The 19,762-nt window shown below is 64.0% G+C and carries 20 protein-coding genes; 13 read left to right on the top strand and 7 right to left on the bottom strand.

Annotated features, from left to right (window positions below):
- Positions 1-745 precede the first annotated feature (745 nt).
- The 4 genes from AC54AG_RS11595 to AC54AG_RS11580 all read left to right on the top strand — a co-directional run bounded on the left by AC54AG_RS11595 (position 746) and on the right by AC54AG_RS11580 (position 3,817).
- On the top strand, positions 746-1,057 hold the full coding sequence (locus AC54AG_RS11595; protein ID WP_496630379.1) for a hypothetical protein: 312 nt from the start codon (positions 746-748) through the stop codon (positions 1,055-1,057).
- Between the two features lie 266 nt (positions 1,058-1,323).
- Complete coding sequence (locus AC54AG_RS11590) at positions 1,324-1,908, top strand: LysE family translocator (protein ID WP_496630378.1); 585 nt, start codon at positions 1,324-1,326, stop codon at positions 1,906-1,908.
- Between the two features lie 9 nt (positions 1,909-1,917).
- Complete coding sequence (locus tag AC54AG_RS11585) at positions 1,918-3,360, top strand: aminotransferase-like domain-containing protein (RefSeq protein WP_496630377.1); 1,443 nt, start codon at positions 1,918-1,920, stop codon at positions 3,358-3,360.
- Positions 3,361-3,418: 58 nt separating this feature from the next.
- A complete protein-coding gene (locus AC54AG_RS11580; RefSeq protein WP_496630375.1) occupies positions 3,419-3,817 on the top strand; it encodes a VOC family protein in 399 nt (132 codons plus the stop codon).
- 15 nt (positions 3,818-3,832) lie between these two features.
- Here the strand turns inward: AC54AG_RS11580 and motA are convergent, their stop codons facing one another.
- Positions 3,833-4,696, bottom strand: a complete 864-nt coding sequence (gene motA, locus AC54AG_RS11575) for a flagellar motor stator protein MotA (RefSeq protein ID WP_034749759.1) — start codon at positions 4,694-4,696, stop codon at positions 3,833-3,835.
- A gap of 48 nt (positions 4,697-4,744) precedes the next feature.
- Positions 4,745-5,659: a LysR family transcriptional regulator gene (locus tag AC54AG_RS11570; protein ID WP_070302068.1), complete on the bottom strand. Its 915-nt coding sequence runs from the start codon at positions 5,657-5,659 to the stop codon at positions 4,745-4,747.
- Positions 5,660-5,758: 99 nt separating this feature from the next.
- On the opposite strand from AC54AG_RS11570, the gene AC54AG_RS11565 reads away from it, so the two are divergent.
- A complete protein-coding gene (locus AC54AG_RS11565; RefSeq protein WP_496630374.1) occupies positions 5,759-6,928 on the top strand; it encodes a mandelate racemase/muconate lactonizing enzyme family protein in 1,170 nt (389 codons plus the stop codon).
- Positions 6,929-6,930: 2 nt separating this feature from the next.
- On the opposite strand, the gene AC54AG_RS11560 is transcribed toward AC54AG_RS11565, so the two are convergent.
- A complete protein-coding gene (locus AC54AG_RS11560) occupies positions 6,931-7,635 on the bottom strand; it encodes a hypothetical protein (RefSeq protein WP_496630373.1) in 705 nt (234 codons plus the stop codon).
- A gap of 165 nt (positions 7,636-7,800) precedes the next feature.
- On the opposite strand from AC54AG_RS11560, the gene AC54AG_RS11555 reads away from it, so the two are divergent.
- The 8 genes from AC54AG_RS11555 to nosR all read left to right on the top strand — a co-directional run bounded on the left by AC54AG_RS11555 (position 7,801) and on the right by nosR (position 15,742).
- On the top strand, positions 7,801-8,859 hold the full coding sequence (locus AC54AG_RS11555) for an Lnb N-terminal periplasmic domain-containing protein (RefSeq protein WP_496630372.1): 1,059 nt from the start codon (positions 7,801-7,803) through the stop codon (positions 8,857-8,859).
- Positions 8,860-8,939: 80 nt separating this feature from the next.
- Entirely contained in the window at positions 8,940-10,193 is a 1,254-nt protein-coding gene (locus tag AC54AG_RS11550; RefSeq protein WP_496630371.1) for a DEAD/DEAH box helicase, read from the top strand.
- Positions 10,194-10,274: 81 nt separating this feature from the next.
- Complete coding sequence (locus AC54AG_RS11545) at positions 10,275-10,739, top strand: hypothetical protein (RefSeq protein ID WP_338679240.1); 465 nt, start codon at positions 10,275-10,277, stop codon at positions 10,737-10,739.
- A 147-nt stretch (positions 10,740-10,886) separates the two neighbouring features.
- The gene (locus AC54AG_RS11540) at positions 10,887-11,753 is read left to right on the top strand and encodes a response regulator (RefSeq protein WP_081367962.1); all 867 of its coding nucleotides are present in this window, start codon (positions 10,887-10,889) and stop codon (positions 11,751-11,753) included.
- The gene (locus AC54AG_RS11535; protein WP_496630370.1) at positions 11,750-12,082 is read left to right on the top strand and encodes a hypothetical protein; all 333 of its coding nucleotides are present in this window, start codon (positions 11,750-11,752) and stop codon (positions 12,080-12,082) included. The genes AC54AG_RS11540 and AC54AG_RS11535 overlap by 4 nt, the downstream gene beginning before the upstream one ends.
- On the top strand, positions 12,079-12,918 hold the full coding sequence (locus AC54AG_RS11530; RefSeq protein WP_496630369.1) for an HDOD domain-containing protein: 840 nt from the start codon (positions 12,079-12,081) through the stop codon (positions 12,916-12,918). The genes AC54AG_RS11535 and AC54AG_RS11530 overlap by 4 nt, the downstream gene beginning before the upstream one ends.
- Before the next feature lie 14 nt (positions 12,919-12,932).
- On the top strand, positions 12,933-14,396 hold the full coding sequence (locus AC54AG_RS11525; protein ID WP_070302292.1) for a PAS domain-containing sensor histidine kinase: 1,464 nt from the start codon (positions 12,933-12,935) through the stop codon (positions 14,394-14,396).
- Positions 14,397-14,416: 20 nt separating this feature from the next.
- Positions 14,417-15,742 carry a response regulator c-di-GMP phosphodiesterase, NosR family gene (gene nosR / locus AC54AG_RS11520; protein WP_338679239.1) on the top strand — a complete coding sequence of 442 codons (1,326 nt, stop codon included), beginning with the start codon at positions 14,417-14,419 and terminating at the stop codon, positions 15,740-15,742.
- 10 nt (positions 15,743-15,752) lie between these two features.
- Here nosR and AC54AG_RS11515 read toward each other — a convergent pair whose 3' ends face one another.
- The 4 genes from AC54AG_RS11515 to AC54AG_RS11500 form a co-directional block, all read right to left on the bottom strand.
- Positions 15,753-17,081 carry a PAS domain-containing sensor histidine kinase gene (locus tag AC54AG_RS11515; RefSeq protein WP_338679238.1) on the bottom strand — a complete coding sequence of 443 codons (1,329 nt, stop codon included), beginning with the start codon at positions 17,079-17,081 and terminating at the stop codon, positions 15,753-15,755.
- 87 nt (positions 17,082-17,168) lie between these two features.
- The gene (locus tag AC54AG_RS11510; RefSeq protein WP_338679237.1) at positions 17,169-17,840 is read right to left on the bottom strand and encodes a hypothetical protein; all 672 of its coding nucleotides are present in this window, start codon (positions 17,838-17,840) and stop codon (positions 17,169-17,171) included.
- Positions 17,837-18,847 carry an MlaD family protein gene (locus AC54AG_RS11505; protein WP_034749726.1) on the bottom strand — a complete coding sequence of 337 codons (1,011 nt, stop codon included), beginning with the start codon at positions 18,845-18,847 and terminating at the stop codon, positions 17,837-17,839. Before AC54AG_RS11505 ends, AC54AG_RS11510 begins: the two co-directional genes overlap by 4 nt.
- A gap of 52 nt (positions 18,848-18,899) precedes the next feature.
- Complete coding sequence (locus AC54AG_RS11500) at positions 18,900-19,718, bottom strand: MlaE family ABC transporter permease (RefSeq protein WP_128142558.1); 819 nt, start codon at positions 19,716-19,718, stop codon at positions 18,900-18,902.
- Positions 19,719-19,762 lie beyond the last annotated feature (44 nt).

The raw sequence follows: 19,762 nt of genomic DNA, 5'->3' as shown, positions 1-19,762 counted from the left end.
AATCAAGACGAACAACTCCCGTTTGGTTTCCTGACGTCCCATCATCGCAGCCTCCGTCTTTTCTTTGCTTAGACAGCGGCAAATCGTGAAGATCGCGTGCTCAACTGGAGTTTTTCAACGCAATAGGGCGGAAGCGGACGGTGCTACTGGGGCAAAACGCCACTGGTAGCTTAGGCTTTCCATATCCATGGTTCTTGCCGGATGAAAAACCGAAGGATCGTGTTGAGGGCCTGGCTGTGCTGCCAGGCTCCTGGTGTGAGATCTCGTAGCTGCCTGATCCAACAGAGAGACCGGGTCTGACTTGTCTATCCCCTACCCGGCAGAGACTTCTGCCGCGCTCAAGCAAAAGCTGGATTCCATTCGATAAGAACATTGCCAAGGTCGAATACGACGGTATCTATGGCGCGAACCGGCTCGGATTGGTTGTTTGAATTCATAAGCCTCTTTGTTGACCTTGGCATGTTACATCAAGGAGAAAAAGGTCGTGCCAAGGACCCGCGTCCTATCAGAAACGCGTTATGTGGAACCGGCAACCGGACTGTCCGACCGCGAAGCCGCCAAGGTCTTCAATATCACCCGTTCCACGGCTAAACTTCTCGCAACGTTAATCTCGGTTTCCACGGGCGCAGCGCAATTGATTCGGTTTTTCTTTCGCATCATTTCCACTCTGCAACGATGCATTTAAGTTAAAGTGTTGCGTTGATCGATTGAGTCCGCATCCAGGAGCAGAAGCACAGGAAATATCATGTCCATTGCAAGAAAAGGAAGCCGCCGAATTATTGTCGATTCTTTACCATATCGATGGTCGGTCAGCCTACCTGCCTATACACAGGCCATGGGGGAAACGAATCTGTCTTTCGCAGTTGAATCTGAAAGCGGTGGCCGAACCATCCTTCTGGTGAGAACAGATATCGCACGTCCGGATATTTGGCTGGGTAATTTTACGCGTGCTATTACGCCCTCAGTCGTGGAGCGCGCTATTCGACAGGCATTGATGAAGGGGTGGTATCCCAGCCAATGTGGAAGCTCCTTCGAAATTACAATTCGACTCGCTTGAGCCCACTGGCAATCCGCCAGTTGCGTTGTGCGCCTACGGTGGACGCTAAAGTCCGTTATCAACATTGACCATGCCCTTCGGCGCCGTCGGCCGCAACCGGACAGAAACAGCGCTTTCCAAATGTTTGTTCGCGCGGGGCTGACTGTATCGCCGCTGTAGCAGTCGTTCGACTGATACAGCATGTGCTTGTATGCAGCGCCTTGTGCCTTGTCCCTGCCGTGCCGCGCTTCTAGACTGGGGCCTTCTCCACGCTGCGACTGCCTGCCATGACCGAACTCCTGCCCCTGATGAGCTATTGCTTTGTGATGTCCGCCACGCCCGGGCCGAACAATGTCATGCTGGCCACCACCGGCGCCAATTTCGGCTATCGCGGTGCGCTGCCGGTGATCCTCGGCATCCAGGCCGGCATCTTCGTGCAGACCATGCTCATGTGCGTGGGCCTGGGCAGCGTGTTCGTCGCGTACCCGCTGGCGCAGCAGGTGTTGCGGATCGCGGGCGCGCTGTACCTGATGTTCTTGGCCTGGAAGCTTGCCGGCGCCTCGGTGGCCGGGGCCGGCGCACCGAAGGCCGTGTCGTTTGTGCAGGCGGCGCTGTTTCAGGCGCTGAACCCGAAGAGCTGGCTCAAGGCGGTCACCATGGCGTCGGTCTTCATGCCTGCGCAGGGCAATATGCTCGCCAGCGCGCTGCTCGTGTCCGTGATCGGCACCGTGGTGGGCATGCCGTGCAACGCCATGTGGGCGCTGTTCGGCGTCTCGATCCGCAGCGTGCTGAAAGCGCCCCGCAACCAGCGCATCTTCAATTTGGCGATGGGCGCCATCCTGCTGGTCCTCGCCGTGACGTTTTTACGCTAGACTGCCACCATGTTCGCCATCGACCGCTCCTCGCCCATCGCCCTGTTCAAGCAGATCGAGGCCGCATTGCGCCAGCAGATCGCGCAACGCGTCCTGCCTGGCGGGACGAGGCTGCCGTCGATCCGCCAGCTTGCCACGCAGCTCGCGGTGAGCACCAACACCGTGGTGGTGGCGTATGACAGGCTGGTGGCCGCAGGCGTCATCGATACGCACGGCACGACGGGTTTTTTCGTCTGCGCACCCGCTGACGCCGGCCGCGCCGTTCCCGACGAGGTGGCGCTGGAAGCGGGCCAGGAGCAGGAGCCAGTCTGGCTGAGCCAGCAAGTGAACGACCAGCGGCCGGGCGTGCTGCTGGCCAGCAGCGGCGCCTTGCCGCCCACGTGGCTGCAGGATGCGCTGCCGGCCGCCGCCGTGCAGCGTGGCCTGGCGCGCAGCGCGGCCGGCATGGCTTCGCGCTGTCCGCCGCAGGGGCTGGCCGAACTGCGCGAGCAGATCGCGCTGCTGTTGCGCGGCATCGGCATCGCCGCGGACGCCAGCCACATCCTCACCACTTTCGGCGGCACCCATGCCATCGATCTGATTTGCCGCACGTTTCTGCAGCCCGGCGATACGGTGCTGGTGGAAGACCCCGGATACTTCCTGATGTTCGGCAGGCTGCGCCAGGACGGCGTGCGCCTGGTGCCCATCAAGCGCCGCCCCGATGGCCTCGACCTGGACGAACTGGACGCGGCCTGCCGCGCGCACCGTCCGCGCCTGCTGTTCATGCAGACGGCTTTGCACAACCCCACCGGCTGGAGCAGCAGCGCCGCCAACCTGCACAAGGTGCTGATCATGGCGCAGCAGTACGGCTTCCTGATCGCCGAAGACGACGTGCACGGCCATTTCCAGCCGGGTCACAGCACGCGGCTGGCGTCGCTGTCCGGACTCGACGGCGTGATCTACTATTCGAGCCTGTGCAAGGCGCTGAGCCCGGCCCTGCGCATGGGCTACCTGGCCGCGGCGCCGGCGCTGCTCAAGCTGCTGATGCGTACCAAGATCCATTCCATCATGACCTTGCCTGCGCTGAACGAATACGTGCTGCTGGAAGTGCTCAAGGCCGGCAACCTGCGCAAGCACCTGGAGCGGCTGCAACGCAAGATCATGGTGGCGCGCAACGCCAGCACGCGGCAACTGAGCGCGGCCGGCGTGCTGTTCGAGCAGCCCGGTGACGCAGGCATTTTCCTGTGGGGCAGCATGCCCGAAGGGCTGGACGTGGACTTGCTGGTGCAGGACGCCTACCGCAACAAGATCCTGCTGATGCGCGGCGCCGCGTTCTCGGCCAATGACACGCCAGACCAGCATATCCGCTTTAACGTCGCCTTCAGCCAGCATCCGCGCGTGAGCGCCTACCTTGAAGAACGCCTGCGCGCGGTGGCAGGCGCGCGCTCCAGCCTTGCCCGCGCCTTCCTTTAGTTTTTATTGGTATTCTGGAGGGACGATTTTTTCGTCAACGTGTGAGCAAGGAAGCGCCATGCACAAACAGATCATTCTCAACCTGCCCGTGAAGGACCTGGATAAGTCCAAGGCCTTCTTTTCCGCCCTCGGCTTTACCTTCGATCCCCGCTTCAGCGGCGAGAACGCGGCATTCATGAATATCGTCGAAGGCAGCATCCAGGCCATGCTGACGACGGAACCGTTCTTCCAGTCGCTGATCGACAAGCCGCTGGCGAATGCCAGGGAAACCAATGAAGTAGTCATTTGCCTCAGTTGCGAAAGCCGGGAAGAGGTGGACAGCCTGATCGCCAAGGCCCACGCCGCCGGTGGCCGCATACCGCATCCGCCCGAGGACCATGGCTTCATGTATGACCAGGGCTTCGAGGATATCGATGGCCACCTGTGGAACCTGGTCTGGACGGCGCCGGAAGCCTGACGCGAACGGCTGGAATCAGTTCTTCGTGCGCACCTGGCGCACGTGGTTTTCCAGTTCGCTGAACGACGGGCGTTCCGTGGCGGAAATGACCTTGCGGCCGAATTCCACGGCCAGCGCCGGCGCATAGCCGTTCAGGCTGGCCAGTAACGTCACTTTCACGCACTGGTACATCTTCGCCGTTTCATGGTGCTTGCGGCGCAGCAAGCTGGCCAGGGGCGCGATAAAACCGTAGGCCAGCAAGATGCCGATGAAGGTGCCGACGAGCGCCTGTGCGATCAGCACGCCCAGCTCGGCCGGGGGCAAGCCGACGGAGGCCATCGTGTGCACGACGCCCATGACGGCGGCCACGATGCCGAAGGCGGGCATGGCGTCGGCCAGCTGCGAAATCGTCTGGATCGGCATTTCCGCATCTTCATGGTGCGTTTCGATCTCGTTATCCATCAGGTTTTCGATCTGGTACGCGTCCATATTGCCCGACACCATCAGGCGCAAATAATCGGTGATGAATTCCAGGATGTGCTCGTCGCCGAGCGTGTACGGGTATTTGATGAAAATGGGACTGCGGTACGGGTCGTCGATATCGTCCTCGACCGACATCAAGCCTTCCTTGCGGATCTTGCTGAGGATTTCATACATCAGCCCCATCAGTTCCATATAGCGCGCCTTCGTGTATTGCGAGCCGTGGAACAGGGTGGGCAGGGCGGCGAACGTGGCGCGGATGGCCTTGGCGTCATTGCCGACAAAGAAGGTGCCCAGCGCGGCGCCGCCGATCATCAGCAGTTCCAGCGGCTGGAACAGGGCGCCCAGGTGACCGCCCTGCATGGCGAAACCGCCGAAGACGGAAAACAGCACGACGAGAAATCCGAGTATGACTAGCAAAACCTACTCCTTCATATTATTGCCATATCGCAATATTGTAGTGTAACCCTATTTCCCCGTATTGGCCGAGTCCGGCTGCAACTGCTCGATGAGAAAATTGATAAAAGCGCGCACTTTGGCGGGCAGCTGGTGGCGGCTCGGGTAGTAGGCGTACAGGTCGGCCGGCGCCAGCGCATAGTCTTCCAGCACCACGCGCAGGCGGCCGCTGTCGAGGTAGCGGGCCAGGTCCCATTCCGAGCGCAGCAGGATGCCGTGCCCGTCCAGCGCCCAGCCCAGCACCACGTCGCCATCGTTGCTGGCCACCGTGCCGCGCACCTTGACCGTGTGGGTGGCGCGGCCACGGCTCAGGCGCCAGATGCCGTAGGCGTCGTCATTCTGCCGGTGCACGATGCAGCGGTGCCGCGCCAGGTCGTCCGGCGTTTGCGGCGTGCCGTGCGCCTGCAGGTAGGCGGGCGAAGCGCACAGGAAGCGCCGGTTCGACATGATGCGCCGTGCCGACAAACGCGTGTCGGGCAAGTCGCCGAAGCGGATGCCCAGGTCGTAGGCCTGCTCGACCAGGTTGATGGGGCTGTCCGTCAGCTGCAGCTGCACTTCCAGCTGCGGGTGGCGCAGCGCGAATTGCGACAGCAATGGCGCGATCACCGTGCGGCCGAAACCCAGGGTGGCATTTACGCGCAACAAGCCTTTCGGTTCCGCGCTGCCGCTGGCCAGGGATTCCTCCATGGCGCGGATATCGTCGAGAATCTGCCGCGCCTGCTGCAGATAGCTTTCGCCATCGCCCGTCAGGCTGATGCGCCGCGTGCTGCGGTTCAGCAGGCGCACGCCCAGGCGCTGTTCCATCAGCGCCAATCGCTTGCTGACGGCGGGTGGCGTGATGCCCAGCTCGCGCGCCGTGGCCGACAGGCTGCCCAGCTTGGCCAGCAGTACAAAGAAGGCCATTTCCGTCGTGGCGTCGCTTTTCATTATTAACTTCAAGTGAAGAATGGTTTAAATTAATATCGATTATACGACTGACTATCGCGGTTAAGCTGGCGTCATTGTTTTCACCCACAGGAGACCCGCATGAAAATCGTTGAAATCCGCGAAAAGACCATTCCCATCTCTTCCCCCATCCGCAACGCCTACATCGATTTCAGCAAGATGACCCTGAGCCTGGTAGCCGTCGTCACGGACGTGATGCGCGACGGCAAGCCCGTCGTCGGCTACGGCTTCAATTCGAACGGCCGCTACGGCCAGGGCATGCTGATGCGCGAGCGCTTCATTCCCCGCATCCTCGACGCCGATCCTGCCTCGCTCGTCACGGATGACGGCAGCAACCTCGATCCGCACAAGGTGTGGGATTGCATGTATACAAATGAAAAGCCGGGCGGCCATGGCGAGCGCTCGGTGGCCATCGGCACCATCGACATGGCCATCTGGGACGCCGTGGCGAAGATCGAGAACAAGCCCTTGTTCCAGCTGCTGGCCGAGCGCCACGGCATGGGCGTGCCCGATAAAAAAGTCTTCGTGTATGCGGCGGGCGGTTATTACTACCCGGGCCAGAGCTTGAGTGCCCTGCAGGATGAGATGCGCAGCTACATCGACCGTGGCTACACGGTGGTCAAGAAGAAGATCGGCGGCGCTTCGCTCGATGACGACTTGCGCCGCATCGACGCCATCATGGAGGTGCTGCAGGACGGGCAAAAGCTGTGCGTGGATGCGAACGGCCGCTTCGATCTGGATACGTCGATCGCCTACGCCAAGGCGCTGCGCCAGTACGATCTGTTCTGGTATGAAGAGGCGGGCGATCCGCTCGACTTCGAGTTGCAAGCGACCCTGCGCAGCTATTACGACAAGCCGATGGCGACGGGCGAAAACCTGTTTTCCATGCAGGATGCGCGCAACCTGATCCGCTACGGCGGCATGCGCGCCGACCGCGACTGGCTGCAGTTCGATTGCGCCCTCAGCTACGGCCTCGTGGAATACCTGCGCACGCTGGACATGCTGCACCAGCACGGCTGGTCGCGCAGCCGCTGCATCCCGCACGGCGGCCACCAGATGTCCCTGAATATCGCAGCCGGGCTGGGCCTGGGCGGCAACGAATCGTATCCCGATCTGTTCCAGCCGTTCGGCGGTTTTCCCGACGGCGTCAAGGTCGAAAACGGCCACATCACCATGCCGGACTTGGTTGGCATCGGCTTCGAGGGCAAGGCGAACCTGTATGCGGAAATGCGTGCGCTGAGCGGGCAGTAGGCTCAGGCCGGCGCCTGCCGTTTCACCTGCGCGGCGAAGCTGGTCTTCTCCCAGCGGAACAGCCACATGATGGCAAGCTTGGTCGTGGCGCTGACGCTGGCCAGCAGCAGCAAGGGCCAGCCCGTCGACAGGCCCATGACGCAGGCAAAGAAGATGGTGCTGGCATCCATCGCCAGGATGAACTGGCTCATTTTCAGGGACACGGCGCCTGTCCTGCCCGAGCGCCAGATCAGGCGGATCTGGTGCGCATAGCCCTGCGCCAGCAGCACGGTGACGGCGACGATCAGGCTTTGCGAGATCACGCGCTTTTCATCGGTGAAGGTGGGGCCGAACAGCAATCCCGCCACACCCGCGCCCAGCAGCAGCGCGCAGGCCAGCAGCGCGTTGCGCGATGCCCCGCTGCGGCGGTCGCGGTCAATTTCATACAGGATGCCCAGCGCGATCAGCGAGGCGATCAAACGGGGCCAGACGATGTAGTGGTTGAATGGCGTGATCGAATAGCCGTACACGAAGAAGGCGCAATACGCGAGGAAGCTGACGGTGAACTGGTTGATGGACAGGATGTCCGTCGTCTTGCCGGCGCCGATGCCGGCATCACGCTTGCGCCGCCAGATTTTTTGCAGCTGCGACCACAAGCCAAACAGGCTGACGACGATGAAGAGGGAATTGAGGCTGCCGGCGAGGGCGTACAGTGAACTCGATTGCAAGGTGTCTCCGTGGATGGCAATGCAGGGCGCCTTGTCTATACATTTCATTTGTGCAGAATGTTCTCATGAAGTAAATTGCCATGCAAGCAATATTATATGCTCGGATGACTTTGCCCATGCTTGCCTGAACTCACGTATTCCTGCGCTTGCCCCTATAATCACGGCATGACTTTATTATCACATCAAGCCCGCTCCGTGCTGGCCAGCATAGGCAAAATGGCCGTTTCCCTGATTATCCTGTTGACTGCATTGTGGGGCGCGCTGGCGCTGTGGTACCAGCTATCCGGCGGCACGGCGGCGCAAGGCATCGGCGCCTTGCTGTGGGTTGCGCTGGGCGTGGCCAGCATCGCGCTGTGGTGGATGCGCGGCGACATGCGCGTGCTGCTGCCGTATGCGGCCGGTTTTATCCTGCTGCTCGTGTGGTGGAGTTTCATCACGCCGAAGCAGGAAAGGGTGTGGGCCGACGACGTGGCGCGCAACGTCACGGGTACGGTCAAGGGCAATCTCGTCACCCTGGACAATGTGCGCAATTTCGACTGGCGCAGCGATGACGACTACACGGTCAAGTGGGAGCAGCGCAGCTACGACCTCGACGAACTGCGCACGGTGGATACGGCGCTGTCGTACTGGACGGGACCCTACATCGCGCATACGCTGATCTCGTTCGGCTTTGCGGACGGGCGCTTTTTGACGTTCTCCATCGAGATCCGCAAGGAGAAGGGCGAGAGCTTTTCCGCCATCGGCGGCTTTTTCAAGCATTTCGAGATGAGCCTGATCGCCGCCGACGAGCGCGACATCCTGCGCGTGCGCACGAATGCGCGCGGCGAGGACATGCATCTGTACCGCGTCATGATGCCCAAAACGGCCATGCGCTCGCTGTTCCTCGCCTACCTGGACGAGGCGCAATCGCTGAAGGCCAAGCCGCAGTTCTACAATACCCTGACGGCCAACTGCACCACCATCGTCTTCGAGATGGTGCGCCGCATCGTGCCGGGCCTGCCGCTCGACTACCGGCTGATGGCCTCGGGCTACCTGGACCGCTACTTGTTCGACGTGCAGGGCCTGGTGCCCGGCCTGAGTTTCCAGCAGCTGCGCGATGGGGGCCACGTCACGGCGCGCGCGCGGGCGGCCAACGACGATGCGGATTTTTCGCACACGATCCGCCGCGGCATGCCGGGCTACGATGAAGCGGGTTATCCGAAGCTGCAAATGCCCAAGCAATAGCTGTCTGCCTTATACTGTCGCCATATCCGACCGGCCGCCTTTCGCGGCCGGTCTCACTTTACGAATAAAGAAGGCCCGCTATGCCATTTTCCTCACTGGGTCTGATTCCCTCCCTGGTCCGCGCCGTTGACAAGGCCGGCTATGCCGCGCCGACGGCCATCCAGGCGGCCGCCATTCCCGCCATCCTGCGCGGCAGCGACGTGCTGGGCGCGGCCCAGACGGGTTCCGGCAAGACGGCCGCCTACGCGCTGCCGCTGCTGCAGGCGCTGATGGCGCCCGCATCCGGTCCGCGCCAGGTGCGCGCGCTGATCCTCGTGCCCACGCGCGAGCTGGCGGCGCAGGTGGGGCAGACCGTGCACGCGCTGGCCAAGCCGCTGCCGGTCAAACTGAAGATTTCCGTGCTGTTCGGCGGCGTGTCGATCAATCCGCAGATGATGGACTTGCGTGGCGGCGCCGATATCGTCGTCGCCACGCCGGGCCGTTTGCTCGATCTGGTGCGCCAGAACGCCGTGAAACTGGGCGGCGTGTCGCTGTGCGTGCTCGACGAGGCCGACCGTTTGCTTGACATGGGTTTCAGCGAGGAGATCAACGCCATCCTCGCGCTGCTGCCCAAGCAGCGGCAAAACCTGTTCTTCTCGGCCACCTTCCCCGACAGCGTGCAGGCGCTGGCCGACAGCCTGCTCAAGGAGCCCGTGCGCATCGAGGTGGCGTCCGAACCGCAGGACAAGCCCGACATCGTGCAGCGCGCCATCACGGTCGACGTGCCGCGCCGCACGCAGCTGCTGCGCTACCTGATCCTGCAGCAGCAGTGGGAGCGCGTGCTGGTGTTCGTCGCCACCAAGTACGCGGCCGAGCACGTGGCCGACAAGCTGCAGCGCGCGGGTCTGCACGTGGGCGCTTTCCACGGTGAATTCAGCCAGGGCACGCGCAGCCAGCTGCTGGCCGACTTCAAGGCCTGCCGCTTGCAGGTGCTGGTGGCCACCGACGTGGCGGCGCGCGGCATCGATATCGCCGGCTTGCCGGCCGTCGTCAACTACGACTTGCCCCGTTCGGCCGTCGACTACACGCACCGCATCGGCCGCACGGGCCGCGCCGGCGAAAGCGGCACGGCCATCAGCTTCGTGACGGCCGACACGGAAGCGCATTTCCGCCTGATCGAAAACCGCAACGACTTGCGCATCGTGCGCGAAGTGGTGGCCGGTTTTGAGCCGACGGAACTGCCCGCGCCCGTGAATCCCGTTACGGACACGGTGAACGGCGGCGTGAAGGGCGCGCGCAAGAGCAAGAAGGACAAATTGCGCGAAGCGGCTGCCAAGGCGGCCGAGGGCAATTAAATTCCCCTTATGTGCGCTAGCCGCTTGAACGGCTGGCCGTCCCGCTTTAAGATGATGTTTCTATAAAGCAAGGGGACGGCAATGCACATGATATTCATCACGCGCGCGGGCGCTCTGGCTTGCGCGCTGGCGCTGGCCGGTTGCGCCGGCTTGGGCGGAAACAATGGCACAGCCAGCATGCAGATGCCGGGCAAGACGCCTGCCGATGCCGCCGTGGCCGCCACCTGGTACAACCCGCCCAGCGAATTTCCCGGCATTTGCCTGACCCAGTTCAAGGATGGCAGCCTGCGTTTCGATGGCGGTTTCGCCTTTTTCAACCCGGGCCGCTGGGCGTACGATGGCGCCGCATCCGAACTGCGTTTGCAACTGGCGCCGACGCCATCGCTGGAACTGTCGCACGCGCAAATCGTCCAACATATGAACCTATTGCGCATTGAGGCGGACAAGAGCACGCTGGTGTATGGCGTGAACGCCGATACCAAGGCCATCGGCCTGGGCGGCTTTGTGTTTTACCGCGACACGCCTTGTCCGGCGCGGCGCGGATAAGTGCCGGATTAGTGTCATACGGGAATATTTAGTCGTATAATTTCAACGCAAGCTGGCTGCCGCGCAAGACTCGCAAGACTGTCACGTGCGGCAGATTCCCGCTCCAGGCAAGCTCCGATTTCGCCATGGCGATGAGAGGATGGTCCGATGGATGTGCACGACGAGCATGGCATGCCGGGTACTGCGGCGCTGGCGGCGGATGCCGGGCAGCAGGCCGTGGCCCCGCCGCGCACCTTGCTGCTGGTCGATGACGAGCCGAATATCCTCGCTTCCCTCAAGCGGCTGCTGCGGCGCGATGGCTACCATATCCTGACGGCCAACGGCGGCCAGGAAGGGCTGGACGTATTGGCCAGCCATACGGTCGACGTGATCGTGTCGGACCAGCGCATGCCCGGCATGCTGGGCGCCGACTTCCTGCGCAAGGCCAAGCTGCTGTGTCCGCAAACCATACGCATCATGCTGTCGGGCTATACCGAGCTGCAGGCCGTCACGGACGCTGTCAACGAGGGCGCCATCTTCAAGTTCCTCACCAAGCCCTGGGAAGACCATCAGCTGCGCGAGCATATCGCCGAAGCCTTCCGCCTGAAGGGTATCGACGACGACAATGTGCGCCTCAATGCGCAGCTGCGCGAGGCCAACCAGGCGCTGGCGGCGGCCAATGCCGCCATGCAGGCGCTGGTGCGCCAGCAGCAGCACCAGATCAGCCGCGACGAAGTCAGCCTCGGCATCGCGCGCGAATTGCTGCAATTTTTGCCGCTGCCCGTGATCGGCCTCGATGAAGACGGCATGATCGCCTTCATCAACGCGGCGGCGGCCAACCTGTTCGAACGGGGCGCGGCCCTGCTGGGCAACGAGGCGGCGATCGTCTTGCCGCAGCTGTTCGACGGGCAGGGCGCGCCCCGCCTGGCCGCCATCGATGGCCAGCCGTATGCCGTGGCCGTCCATCCGATGGGCCTGCATTCGCGCTCGCGCGGCAGCCTCGTCACCTTGAGCCGCCATGGGGAGGGCACATGAGTGAAGGCGGACGCGAGATTTCCATGGAACAGGCGCAGGAAGGCATGGTGCTGGCGCAAGCGCTGAGCGATGCCAGCGGCACCGTGCTGCTGGCCCAGGGCGCCACCCTGACGGCGGCGAACCTGACCGCCTTGCGCCGGCGCAATGTGGAGAGCTGCCGCGTCGTCATGGACGAGGCGGTCGACCCCGCCGCGCAGGCGCACGCCGAGCAGGAACGCTTGCGCCGCCTGGAACGGCTGGCCGTGCTGTTCCGCGCCACGCCGCCCGATTCCGCCGGGGCCGAACTGCTGGCACTGCTGCAGCGCTACCGGCAAGGGGGCGCCACATGACACGGCTCAGTTTCGAACATATCATCCGTCAGATACAGGAACTGCCTTCGCTGCCCGTGGTGGTGCTGGAACTGCTGTCGAGCATGGACCAGGACGACACGGACGTGCACGTGCTGGCGCAAAAGATCGAACTGGACCAAGGCCTGGCGGCGAAGACCCTGCGCATCGCCAATTCCTCGTTCTACGGCATGCAATCGAAGGTCACCAGCATCCCGCAAGCCGTTTCCGTGCTGGGCTTTCACAGCATCCGCACCGTCGTCACGGCCTGCGCCCTGACGGGCAGCTTCGCACCCGTCAGCGGCGGCTTCGATTTCCAGGCGTTCTGGCGCCACTCGCTGGCCACGGCCATCGCCGCGCGCCTGCTGGCGCCGCACTTGCGCGTCAATCCCGAAACGGCGTTCACGGCCGGCCTGCTGCACGACCTGGGCACCCTGGTGCTGGTGACGCGCTTCCCGGCCGAGCATGCGCTAGTGCGCAGCTACCGCCAGGCGCACGATTGCCAGATGGCCGATGCGGAACTGGCCGTCATCGGCATCGATCACGCACAGGTGGGCAGCGCCCTGGCCGCCTACTGGAAGTTTCCCGAGGCGATACAGCAGGCGGTGGCCGACCACCACAGCATCAACCGGCTGGAAGCGGGCGGCCTGCCGCTGGCCGTGCACCTGGCCAATGCCGTTGCCCTGGCGCTCGACTTGGCCGGCGTCGACGATGCGCTGGTGCCGCCCCTGTCGCCGGCGGGCTGGCGCAGCGTCGCGCTGGACGAGCAGGCCTGGCTGGCGCTGCTGGGGCAAACGGAACACACCTTCGATGAAATGTCGCGGATCATGCTGGCATGAACAAGAAAGAGGCCATGGAAACAGACGCAGGGCAGGCGCTGCCCGCCACGCCGGAACGCCGCCAGGGCGACACCATCGCGCTATCGGCCTTTTTCGACGGCCATCCCGTGGCCACTTTCGCCATCGACACGGAGCACGTGGTGACGCACTGGAACAGCGCCTGCGAACAGCTGCTGGGCTTTACGGCCGCCGAGATGGTCGGCACGCGCGACCACTGGAAGGCGTTTTATCGGCAGCCGCGCGCCTGCCTGGCCGACCTGCTGGTGGCCGACGACATCGCGCTCGGTGAAAATGACCGCTACCTTGGCAAGCTGAAGCGCTCTTCCGTGATCCCAGGCGCCTTTGAGGCCGAGGATTTCTTTCCCGATATCGGCCCCGACGGCCACTGGCTGCATTTCACGGCGGCGCCCCTGCGCGACCGCCAGGGCCGGCTGGTGGGCGCCATCGAAACCCTGCGCGACGTGAGCGAGCGGCGCCTGGCGGAACTGGCGCTGCGCAAGGCGCACGACAACCTGGAACACCTGGTGGCCGAGCGCACGGCCCAGCTGGCCGAAATGAACGAACGCCTGGCCGACGATATCCGCCAGCGCCAGATCGCCGATCTGGAATTGCGCGAGCGTAACCTGGCCCTGACGGAATTGAACAGCAAGTTGTCGCTGGCCCAGCAAAAGCTGCTGCAGTCGGAAAAACTGGCCTCGATCGGCCAGCTGGCCGCCGGCGTGGCGCACGAGATCAACAACCCCATCGGCTATGTGTTTTCCAATGTCGGCACCCTGGAAGGCTATCTGGATGACCTGTTCAGCATGCTCGACGCCTATGAGGAAGCCGAGCCGGCCGTCGCCGACGCCGTGGTGGCGGCGCGCCTGCGGGCGCTGCGCGAACAGATCGACCTGGACTTCCTGCGTACCGACATTCCCATGCTGATGGGCGAGTCGAAGGAAGGCATTTCGCGCGTGCGCCGCATCGTGCAGGACCTGAAGGATTTTTCGCGCACGGATGCGCACCAGGAGTGGGTCTGGGCCGACCTGCGCCAGGGCATCGATACCACGCTCAATATCGTGAATAACGAGGTCAAGTACAAGGCCGACGTGGTGCGCGAGTATGGCGACATTCCCGACATCGAATGCCAGCCTTCCGAGCTGAACCAGGTGATCATGAACCTGGTCGTCAACGCCGCTCACGCCATGAACGAGGAGCGCGGACGCATCACCCTGCGCACGGGCAGCGACAACGCGACGGAAGTGTGGATCGAGGTCGAGGACACGGGCGGCGGCATCGCGCCCGAACACCTGTCGCGCATCTTCGATCCGTTCTTCACCACCAAGGCCGTTGGCAAGGGCACGGGGCTGGGCCTGTCGCTGGCCTACACGACGGTACAAAAGCATCACGGCCGCATCGACGTGCGCAGCATCATCGGCAGCGGCACCACCTTCCGCATCACTTTGCCCGTGCGCCAGGCGCAGGCCGTCTCACCATGACCGAACAGGACAGCATGAGCATGAGCATCAGTACCAGCGCCAGCACTGCGGCCACGCCGCCCACCATCCTGTGCGTCGACGACGAACCGAATATCCTGTCGTCGCTGCGGCGGCTGTTCCGTCCGCACGGCTACCGCGTGCTGACGGCCGATGGCGGCGCGGCCGGCCTGGCCCTGCTCGAGAGCGAGACGGTGGACCTGGTCATCTCCGACATGCGCATGCCGCACATGGATGGCGCGCAATTCCTGGCCCAGGTGCGCCAGCGCTGGCCCGGCACCATACGCTTGCTGCTGACCGGCTATGCCGACATCCAGTCCATCCTCGACGCCATCAACCAGGGCGAGATCTACCGCTACGTGACCAAGCCCTGGGACGAGAACGATATCGTGCTGGTGGTGCGCCACGCGCTGGAACGGCGCGCGCTGGAGCAGGAAAAACTGCGCCTCGAAGCGCTGACGGCCAGCCAGAACGTGGAGCTGCAGGCGCTCAACGCCAGCCTGGAAGCGAAGGTGGCCACGCGCACGCAGCAGCTGAAACAGTCGCACGACGAGGTGCAGGCGGCCAACGAGCGCCTGAAGGCGACGTTCGTGACGACCATCAAGGTGTTTTCCAACCTGATCGAAATGCGCGGCGGCAAGCTGGCCGGCCATGCGCGGCGGGTGGCCGAGCTGTCGCGCAAGCTGGCGCTGGCGCTGGGTCTGGAAGGGCAGGAGGCGCGCGACGTGTTCATCGCGGCCCTGCTCAAGGATATCGGCAAGCTCAGCTTGAGCGACGACGTGCTGGAACTGCCGGCCAGCGCCTGGACGGGCGAGCAGCTGGCCGCCTTCCGCAAGCATCCGCTGCGCGCCGAGCAATTGCTGATGGCGCTCGACGAGCTGCGCGCCGTTTCCGTGATCCTGCGCTCGCAGCTCGAGCGCTTCGACGGCGGCGGCTTCCCCGATGGCCTGGTGGGCCTGGCCATTCCGATGGGCGCGCGCATCCTGGCGCTGGCGTCGGACTACGATGGCTTGCAGATCGGCGCCATGGTGCAGCGCAGCCTGCGCGCCGAGGAAGCGCGGACCCTGATCTACGACAGCGTCGGCAAGCGCTACGACCCGGCCGTCGTGGCCGCTTTCCGCAGCATCATGGATGAAACGGAGCCGCCGGCGCGCGACCTGACCGTGCTGTCGGGCCAGCTGGAGCCGGGCATGGTGCTGTCGCGCGACCTGATCAGCCGCGATGGCCTGATGCTGCTGGCGGCCGAACACGTGCTGACGGCCCGCGTGATTTCCCAGCTGCTCGATTTCGAAGGCAAGAATGGCGGGCGTCTGAGCATCCGCGTGTACGCGCCCGTCAAGGAAGGCTAGGGCGGGAAGGCTAGGGCGCTGGCGGGGCCGCCGGCGGCGTGACGGGCAGGTGCACGGTAAAGCGCGTGCCACGGCCCACTTCCGAGGCTACCTCGATACGTCCGCCGTGCTTGTTGACGATGCCGTACGACAGCGACAGGCCCAGGCCCGTGCCGCTGCCCACGGCCTTGGTGGTGAAGAACGGTTCGAAGATGCGGTTCAGGTGCTCGGGCGCGATGCCGGCGCCCGTGTCACCGATCTCCACCCACACCCAATCGCCGGCGTGGCCCGTGCGGATGCTGATCACGCCATCGCTGCTGATGGCCTGGCCCGCGTTGACAAGCAGGTTCATGAACACCTGGTTCAGCTGCGAGGCCAGGCACAGTATCTGCGGCAGCTCGCCGTAGTGCTTCTCGATGCGCGCCTTGTATTTCAATTCGTTGGCGACGATATTCAGTGTGCTGTCCAGGCCCGCGTGCAGGCTGGCCACTTGCCAGTCTGTCTCGCCCACATGGGAAAAATCCTTCAGCGCCTGCACGATGTCGCGCACGCGTTTGAGGCCATCCATCGATTCGCGCACCAGGTCCACCATGTCGTCCTGCAGGAAGGCGAGGTCGGCCTGGTCGCGCACCTGGGCCACGCGCGCGGCCAGGGCCGGGCCATCGGGCGTTTCGCGCATCGCCTCCTCGTACTGGCCGATCACGCCGAACAGGGTGCCGACATAGCCTTGCAGCGAACTCATGTTGGAGTTGACGAAGCCGATCGGGTTATTGATTTCATGCGCGATGCCGGCCGCCAGCTGGCCGATGGACGCCATCTTTTCCGATTGCAGCAGCTGGTCGTGCGCTTCCTGCAACTTGCTGATCAGTAGTTGCTGCTCTTCGCCGCGCGCCTGCAGCATCGCTTCCATGCGCTTGCGTTCCGTGATATCGGTCAGCGAGCCGATCACCTCGAACGGCACGCCGTGTTCGTCGCGCACGAGGCGCAGGCTGTCGTGCATCCACAGGTAGCTGCCGTCGTGCACGCGGAAGCGGTATTCATAGGCGCGCGCGCCTTCGACGAAGATCTGCGCCAGGCTGGAAAAAATGCCGGGCGCATCGTCGGGGTGGATGTGGTCGAACCAGAAGTTGGGGTCGGCCACCATCTCCTCGGGCTGGTAGCCCAGGACATTGAGGGCATTGTTGCTGACGAACGTCATCTTGAAGTCGCCGCTGGGCACGGTGCAATAGATGATGGAGGGTGTATTGTCGAGCAGGTATTGCAGGCGCACGGCCGTGGCGGCCGGCGTGTCGGCGTCAGGCGCCGCCCCGGCATGCCGCCCGGTATCGGGAGTGGAAAGGTCGAAATCCTCGAACTGCATTGTCACACCTCGCGGCCTGCACGGCATTGATGTCATCCTGGCTCGATTATGCCTGATTCTGCCTGCCTTGGGCCGTCATCGGCGCGCTCAAGGGGCCAGCGGCTGCTCGACGATCGCCATGCGCCGCGCGATCTGCTGCGCCGCTTGCGTATCGCCCGCCTGTTCGGCGCGCAGGCGCTGCACGCCCAGCCAGGCCAGCAGCGGACGGCGCCAGCCCTGGTCCGAGGCGGTGGCCACGGCCGTATCGAGCAGCTCCGGCGTGGCGCGGCCCGAGCGCAGCAGCACGCCGGCCGCCACCAGCTGCGACAGCGGGTCCTTGATGGCGGCCACGGCGCTGGCGGCGGCCGTATCCGAGCTGGCGCTGGCGGCCGCCCGCTGCGCTTCCGGCAGCAGGGCGGCGTCGGCCGCCTGCGCCTTGCCTGCGAGGTAGGCCGCATACGCGCGGTCGGCGTCTGTCGCGTCGGCCTGCAGGGCGTCAAAGCCGGCGCAGTCCTCGAAGGCCAGGCTGGCCACGCGCGCGGCGCAGCGCAGCAGTTCGATGCGCGCCACGAGTTCGAGCTTGCCCGTGCCGGCGACCTGGCTGCGGGCGCGCCGGAATTCCGTCTGCTCGACCAGGGCGTTGCCATTCAAATATGCCGCTTGAAACCGTTCGACGGAACTTTGCGCATTCATTTTCCAGTCCGGCACGGGCGGGCCGCTGGAGCAGGCGGCGAGCGTGGTCAGGGCCAGTGCGGACAAGGTGGCGTTGAGTTTTCTCATGGCAGTTTGATCTCCGGATTGCGCTTGAACGGCCATTTGCGGTTGATTTCATTGACCAGCTGCTCGACCTTGCGCAGATTGCTTTCCACGTCGGCGCGCAGCGGGCCCAGGTCGGCGGTGGCCGCCTTGGCGTTGGCGCCCACGGCTTGCGCTTCGACCAGCACGGCGTCGACTTTTTTCAGGCTGTTGCGCGTGTCGGCCAGCAGGGCGTTCAGCTGCACGATGGTCGCCTGCGCATCCGTCATCACGCCCTTGTCGCCGAAGACGCGCGTGTCGGCATTGGCCACCAGGCCATCCGTGCGGCGCGCCAGCTGGTCCGCCGTGATCAGCAGGGCATTGGCCCGTTCGATCAACAGGCGCGACTGCTTGTCGTCGCCCGTCAGCAAGCCCATGGCGCCGCCCGGACCGCTGAGCTTGCCGGTGACGGCCTGCACGTTGCGCATGGTGCCGTCGAGTGCGGAATCGGTGCCCGTCAGGTTGCCCAGGTTGTTCAGCAAGTCCTTGGCGGCGGCCAGCAGGCGGGGGATTTCCGCCGCCATGTCGCCCACCAGCAAGTCGCGCGTGGCGTCGTCGGGCAGCGGCGGGTCCGTCAGGATGCCGCTGTAGGCGCGCAGCTTGGCGCCGCCGACGATGCCCCGCTCCAGGGTGAAGATGGAGCTGGTGCGCAGCCAGTGCGCGTCTTTGCGCGGCACGTCGATGATGACGCGCGCGCGGCCGTCCGGCGCCAGCTCGATGCGCTGCACGCGGCCGATGGGAAAGCCGGAAAAGGTCAGGTCGGCGCCCACGCCGACGCCGTCCGAATCGTCGGCCGTCAGCACCAGGGTCTGGGTGGCTTCGAAGGCGCCGCGCGCATACATCAGGTAGACGACGGAGCCGACCACCAGCACGAACATGAAGACGAGCAGGATGGCCGCCTTCAGTTCGGCGTGGCGCACGGGCGGCGGAGCGGGCAGCACAGCGTCGGGCGCCGTGACGTCGGTCTGGTCGGGATTTTGAGGTTGGCTCATGGCTTCTGGCTCTGGTATGGGTGGTTCAAGGTTAGCTGGGCGGTGGCGGGCATCAGTAGTAATTGCCCATCAGCGAAGCCACTTCGACCAGCAGGATGACGGAAAACAGGCGCAGCATTTCGGACAGGCCGTGCGCGGCCCACAGGCGGTTGCGCCGGCCGTGCGGTTCTTCCGGATAGTACGACGAGGCCAGCGGGATCAGGGCGACGGCAAAGCTGAAAAAGATGACTTTGAGCATCAGGATCAGCGCCACGGCCGGATTGAATATCTGCCCCACGACGCGCGTGTAGCCCTGCAGCGCCCACGGCGTAAAGCCGTAGATGGTGATGTAGGCGAGGATCAGCGACGTGACGCAGCTGACGATGGCCAGCATCCACACGGCGAAGATGCCGGACATGACGCGCGGAAAGTATTCGCGGCGCAGCAGGTCGACGCCCTGGCGCTGCATTTTCTCAAGCATGCCGGACGAGCGCATTTGTGCGAACGCAATGCCGTCGGGCAGGGTCAGGCGCAGTGCGACGAACAGGGCGGCCGTCAGCGGTATCAATTCCAGCACCAGCACGCGCACGACCATTTCCAGCGCATAGCGCGACAGGCCGTAGCTTTGCGCGCTGACGACGACGATGCGTATCAGCACCAGGCTGACGAGCGCGCAGGCGACGCTGAACCACACGAGATTGGGCGCCGTGTTCGTCACGAGTCGGTGCGCGAGGATGGGGCGGTTGTCGCGGTTATAGCTCGATGGCGACAGGGCCAGCGAAAACACGAGGATGGCGAAATGCAGCATGCGCCACCAGCTGACCAGCCAGGCCATGGTGGCCCGGTGCAGGCGGCGCAGGCTGATGATGAGGGAGACGGATAGGGTCATCATGGCATCTTAACATTGGATGCGTTCGATACAAGCGATTGTGCAGC

The sequence above is a fragment of the Janthinobacterium sp. BCJ23 genome (assembly GCF_059617945.1).
The sequence above is the reverse complement of the archived record's forward strand: the minus strand, read 5'-3'. Positions and strand labels throughout refer to the sequence as shown.

What these genes read in the sequence shown, in the direction of transcription:
- AC54AG_RS11595 (WP_496630379.1), top strand. Translation starts at nt 746, where the DNA reads ATGTCCATTGCAAGAAAAGGAAGCCGCCGAATTATTGTCGATTCTTTA.
- AC54AG_RS11590 (WP_496630378.1), top strand. Translation starts at nt 1,324, where the DNA reads ATGACCGAACTCCTGCCCCTGATGAGCTATTGCTTTGTGATGTCCGCC.
- AC54AG_RS11585 (WP_496630377.1), top strand. Translation starts at nt 1,918, where the DNA reads ATGTTCGCCATCGACCGCTCCTCGCCCATCGCCCTGTTCAAGCAGATC.
- AC54AG_RS11580 (WP_496630375.1), top strand. Translation starts at nt 3,419, where the DNA reads ATGCACAAACAGATCATTCTCAACCTGCCCGTGAAGGACCTGGATAAG.
- AC54AG_RS11570 (WP_070302068.1), bottom strand. Translation starts at nt 5,659, where the DNA reads ATGAAAAGCGACGCCACGACGGAAATGGCCTTCTTTGTACTGCTGGCC.
- AC54AG_RS11565 (WP_496630374.1), top strand. Translation starts at nt 5,759, where the DNA reads ATGAAAATCGTTGAAATCCGCGAAAAGACCATTCCCATCTCTTCCCCC.
- AC54AG_RS11555 (WP_496630372.1), top strand. Translation starts at nt 7,801, where the DNA reads ATGACTTTATTATCACATCAAGCCCGCTCCGTGCTGGCCAGCATAGGC.
- AC54AG_RS11550 (WP_496630371.1), top strand. Translation starts at nt 8,940, where the DNA reads ATGCCATTTTCCTCACTGGGTCTGATTCCCTCCCTGGTCCGCGCCGTT.
- AC54AG_RS11545 (WP_338679240.1), top strand. Translation starts at nt 10,275, where the DNA reads ATGCACATGATATTCATCACGCGCGCGGGCGCTCTGGCTTGCGCGCTG.
- AC54AG_RS11540 (WP_081367962.1), top strand. Translation starts at nt 10,887, where the DNA reads ATGGATGTGCACGACGAGCATGGCATGCCGGGTACTGCGGCGCTGGCG.
- AC54AG_RS11535 (WP_496630370.1), top strand. Translation starts at nt 11,750, where the DNA reads ATGAGTGAAGGCGGACGCGAGATTTCCATGGAACAGGCGCAGGAAGGC.
- AC54AG_RS11530 (WP_496630369.1), top strand. Translation starts at nt 12,079, where the DNA reads ATGACACGGCTCAGTTTCGAACATATCATCCGTCAGATACAGGAACTG.
- AC54AG_RS11525 (WP_070302292.1), top strand. Translation starts at nt 12,933, where the DNA reads ATGGAAACAGACGCAGGGCAGGCGCTGCCCGCCACGCCGGAACGCCGC.
- nosR (WP_338679239.1), top strand. Translation starts at nt 14,417, where the DNA reads ATGAGCATCAGTACCAGCGCCAGCACTGCGGCCACGCCGCCCACCATC.
- AC54AG_RS11515 (WP_338679238.1), bottom strand. Translation starts at nt 17,081, where the DNA reads ATGCAGTTCGAGGATTTCGACCTTTCCACTCCCGATACCGGGCGGCAT.
- AC54AG_RS11510 (WP_338679237.1), bottom strand. Translation starts at nt 17,840, where the DNA reads ATGAGAAAACTCAACGCCACCTTGTCCGCACTGGCCCTGACCACGCTC.
- AC54AG_RS11505 (WP_034749726.1), bottom strand. Translation starts at nt 18,847, where the DNA reads ATGAGCCAACCTCAAAATCCCGACCAGACCGACGTCACGGCGCCCGAC.
- AC54AG_RS11500 (WP_128142558.1), bottom strand. Translation starts at nt 19,718, where the DNA reads ATGATGACCCTATCCGTCTCCCTCATCATCAGCCTGCGCCGCCTGCAC.